Raw genomic sequence first — 3,102 nt, 5'->3', positions numbered from 1 at the left:
GGGTAGCCCGCAGGCTGCCCCGCGTAGCCCTGCGGCCGTGCGTAGGCGTGCGGGCCGGCCTGGTAGCCGGCCGGCGGCTGGAACGTCGCAGCCGAAGCGGCGGTCGCAGCGGAGGGCTCGGCCGTAGGAGCGGCCGGCATCGGCGGCACCGGCGGCACGTCGGGTGTCTGGTCTTCGGGGCGGTCGCCCTGGGTGTCGGTCATGATTGCTCCTTCTGCCAAGCATTCACCACATTGCCGATCGATGCTGTGCGTTTGTTATGTCGCGAATGGGACTCGTCTATGCAATGGACCAGAACGAGCCGGAGTACCGTGAAGCGATATGCGACAGATCCCTGGAGCGTGGCACCGCGCGGCCTCCGGCGCCGGCCTCGTCGGTCCCGACGGATCCATCCGTCCCACCATCTTCGCCGAGATGTCGGCCCTGGCGGCACGAACCGGCGCGATCAACCTCGGACAGGGCTTCCCGGACGAAGACGGGCCCGCCGAGGTCCTCGAAGCCGCGTGCGCCGCGATCGCGGACGGTGGCAATCAATACCCGCCGGGACGCGGCATCCCGGATCTGCTCCTCGCTGTCGCCGAGCACCAGGAGCGCTTCTACGGCCTCCGACTCGATCCCGAACGCGAGGCCCTCGTGACCGCGGGCGCGACGGAGGCGCTCGCGGCCACGCTGCTGGCCCTGCTCGACGGTGCGGGCGACGAGGTCGTGGTGTTCGAGCCGTACTACGACGCGTACGCGGCCATCGCGGCGCTCGCAGGCGCCCGCCTGGTCACGGTGCCGCTGCGCTGGCCCGACTTCCAGCCCGATCTCGACGAGCTGCGCGCCGCCGTCTCCGAGCGCACGCGCGTCATCCTGGTCAACGATCCGCACAACCCGACCGGCGCCGTCTTCACCGCCGAGGTCAGGGACGAGCTGGTGCGCCTCGCCGAGGATCGCGACGCGATCCTCGTCACCGACGAGGTTTACGAGCACCTCGTGTTCGACAGGCCGCACGTTCCCCTCGCGACGCTCCCCGGCGCGTGGGAGCGCACGCTCACGATCTCGTCCGGAGGCAAGACCTTCTCCACTACGGGTTGGAAGATCGGCTGGGTCACCGGCCCGGCGCCGCTCGTCGACGCGGTGCTGGCGGTGAAGCAGTTCCTCACGTACGTCAACGGCAGCCCGTTCCAGCCCGCCATCGCGACCGGACTGCGCCTCGGCGACGAGTTCTTCCACGGCATCGCCGGAACGCTGCGCGCCAAGCGCGATCTCCTGGGCGAGGGCCTGCGGGCGGCCGGCTTCGCCGTGTCGACGCCAGCCGGCTCTTACTTCACTGTGGCCGACGCCGCGGCGCTGGGAACGACGGATGCCGCGGCCTTCTGCCGGGATCTCCCCGAGCGCGCCGGCGTCGTCGCGATCCCTCTCACCGCGTTCACGACGGACGCGCGGCGCTCCGACTACGCCACCCTCGTGCGATTCGCCGCCTGCAAGCGGGTGGACGTGCTCGAGGACGCGGCCTCCCGCCTCGCCGCGCTCGCCTGACGCGCATCAGGACTCGCGGGCGACGACGCCGAGACGCCGCAGACGGAGCGAGGGGTTCACCCGGCGCACGCGCTCCAGCGCTCCGATGTCGAGGTGAGCGACCGCGACGTCCGTCGCGGTGCCGACCGCCGCCAGTTCGACGCCCTGCGGATCCACGATGAGCGAGTGCCCGACACCCAGCGGCGGCGGGTGGTCCGCGGCGGCCACGTAGACGGTGTTCTCGATCGCGCGCGCGTGCAGCAGCGTCCGCCAGTGGTGCTCCTTCAGCGGCCCCCGCACCCACTCCGCGGGCACGAGGAAGACATCTGCTCCGGCATCGACGAGAAGACGCCCGACCTCGGGGAACCGGAGGTCGTAGCAGGTCATCAGCCCGAACCGCAGCCCGCCGTGCGCGAACGTCTGCGGCGGCGCGACCTCCCCCGCCTGCACCCAGTCCGACTCCCGCTGGCCGAACGCGTCGTACAGATGCAGCTTGCGATAGTGCGCGAGCAGCCCGGAGGCGCCCACCGCCACCACGGTGTTGCGGATGCGCTGACCGTCGCCGCTCTCGAGAAGCCCCGCGACCACCACGACTTCATGGCGCCGTGCGATCTCGGCGAGCGACCGCACGAACGGTCCGTCCAGGGACTCGGCGCTCTCGGCCAGCGACCCGTCGAACGGGTCGACGAAGTAGCTCGAGTACTCGGGGAACACGACCAGGCGGGCGCCGCGGGAGGATGCCGTCGCCACGAGGTCGGCGATGGCCTCCAGGTTCGCCGCGGTGTCGGTCGTCGGCGCGAACTGCGCGACGCCGATCGCGAGCGTCTCGGTCATCGGGGGCCTCCTCCGTTCGCTCTCACTCGCGCACGGATGATCGCCGGCACGATGAGCCACAGCACGACGATCAGCATCGCGAGAGCGAAGAGCACCCACCAGACCGTCTCACCCCCCGCCACTACGTCGAACACGAACGCGACGACGCCGACCACCAGCACCGAGACCGTCGACAGCGCGATGACCAGGGAGACATGCCCGAACCGCACCACCGCGGGCTTCGCACCCTGCTGGAACAGACCTCGGTGCAGCGCGACCGGCGCGAGCGCCACGATCGAGCTCACTGCCGACAGCACGACGAGCGTGAGGTACACCGCACGCTGACCCGTGGACAGGTCGACGAACGCAGGCTGGAAGGCGAGGGCGAGCAGGAAGCCGGTGAGGATCTGCGTGCCCGTCTGAAGCACGCGCAGCTCCTGCAGCACCTCGTTCCAGTTGCGGTCCGCCCGCTCCTGCGGGGTCTCGTCGCGACCCTCGGCGCGATCATCCCGAAGGTCGCGCTCGCGGTCGGAAGGCATGCGCTCATCCTCCCCTCCGACACGCGCGCGGATCAAGCGGGGCCGGCTGAGGTCGCGACCCCCTCGGAAACCGTGCTAGGCTAACTTCTTGTGCCGCGGGGTGGAGCAGCTCGGTAGCTCGCTGGGCTCATAACCCAGAGGTCGCAGGTTCAAATCCTGTCCCCGCAACAGAAAGTCCAGAGGGCGTCCCCAGCAGGGGGCGCCCTCTGGCGTTGCGGCCATCCAGTGGAGCGGAGCGAGATCGTGACCG

Annotated in this window: 3 protein-coding genes, 1 tRNA gene and 1 pseudogene; 2 read left to right on the top strand and 3 right to left on the bottom strand. The window is 70.6% G+C overall.

Features of this window, described 5'->3' with window-relative positions; all coding sequences use genetic code 11:
* A pseudogene (locus EIO58_RS15145) lies at positions 1-203 on the bottom strand (serine protease); the annotation flags it as partial.
* A 118-nt stretch (positions 204-321) separates the two neighbouring features.
* On the opposite strand from EIO58_RS15145, the gene EIO58_RS15140 reads away from it, so the two are divergent.
* A complete protein-coding gene (locus EIO58_RS15140; RefSeq protein WP_127820214.1) occupies positions 322-1,521 on the top strand; it encodes an aminotransferase class I/II-fold pyridoxal phosphate-dependent enzyme in 1,200 nt (399 codons plus the stop codon).
* 6 nt (positions 1,522-1,527) lie between these two features.
* Here the strand turns inward: EIO58_RS15140 and EIO58_RS15135 are convergent, their stop codons facing one another.
* Complete coding sequence (locus tag EIO58_RS15135; RefSeq protein WP_127820213.1) at positions 1,528-2,334, bottom strand: carbon-nitrogen hydrolase family protein; 807 nt, start codon at positions 2,332-2,334, stop codon at positions 1,528-1,530.
* Positions 2,331-2,852 carry a DUF6328 family protein gene (locus EIO58_RS15130; protein ID WP_127820212.1) on the bottom strand — a complete coding sequence of 174 codons (522 nt, stop codon included), beginning with the start codon at positions 2,850-2,852 and terminating at the stop codon, positions 2,331-2,333. The genes EIO58_RS15135 and EIO58_RS15130 overlap by 4 nt, the downstream gene beginning before the upstream one ends.
* Before the next feature lie 94 nt (positions 2,853-2,946).
* On the opposite strand from EIO58_RS15130, the gene EIO58_RS15125 reads away from it, so the two are divergent.
* Positions 2,947-3,020: transfer RNA gene (locus EIO58_RS15125), tRNA-Met, on the top strand.
* Positions 3,021-3,102: the final 82 nt, after the last annotated feature.

Source organism: Microbacterium sp. CPCC 204701, from assembly GCF_004010105.1.
GTDB lineage: Bacteria > Actinomycetota > Actinomycetes > Actinomycetales > Microbacteriaceae > Microbacterium.
Note: the sequence above shows the minus strand (reverse complement) of the source record. Positions and strands in the feature narration are given on the sequence as shown.

Excerpts from the sequence above, each read along its gene's own strand:
- EIO58_RS15130 (WP_127820212.1), bottom strand. The coding sequence starts at position 2,852 with ATGCCTTCCGACCGCGAGCGCGACCTTCGGGATGATCGCGCCGAGGGT.
- EIO58_RS15135 (WP_127820213.1), bottom strand. The coding sequence starts at position 2,334 with ATGACCGAGACGCTCGCGATCGGCGTCGCGCAGTTCGCGCCGACGACC.
- EIO58_RS15140 (WP_127820214.1), top strand. The coding sequence starts at position 322 with ATGCGACAGATCCCTGGAGCGTGGCACCGCGCGGCCTCCGGCGCCGGC.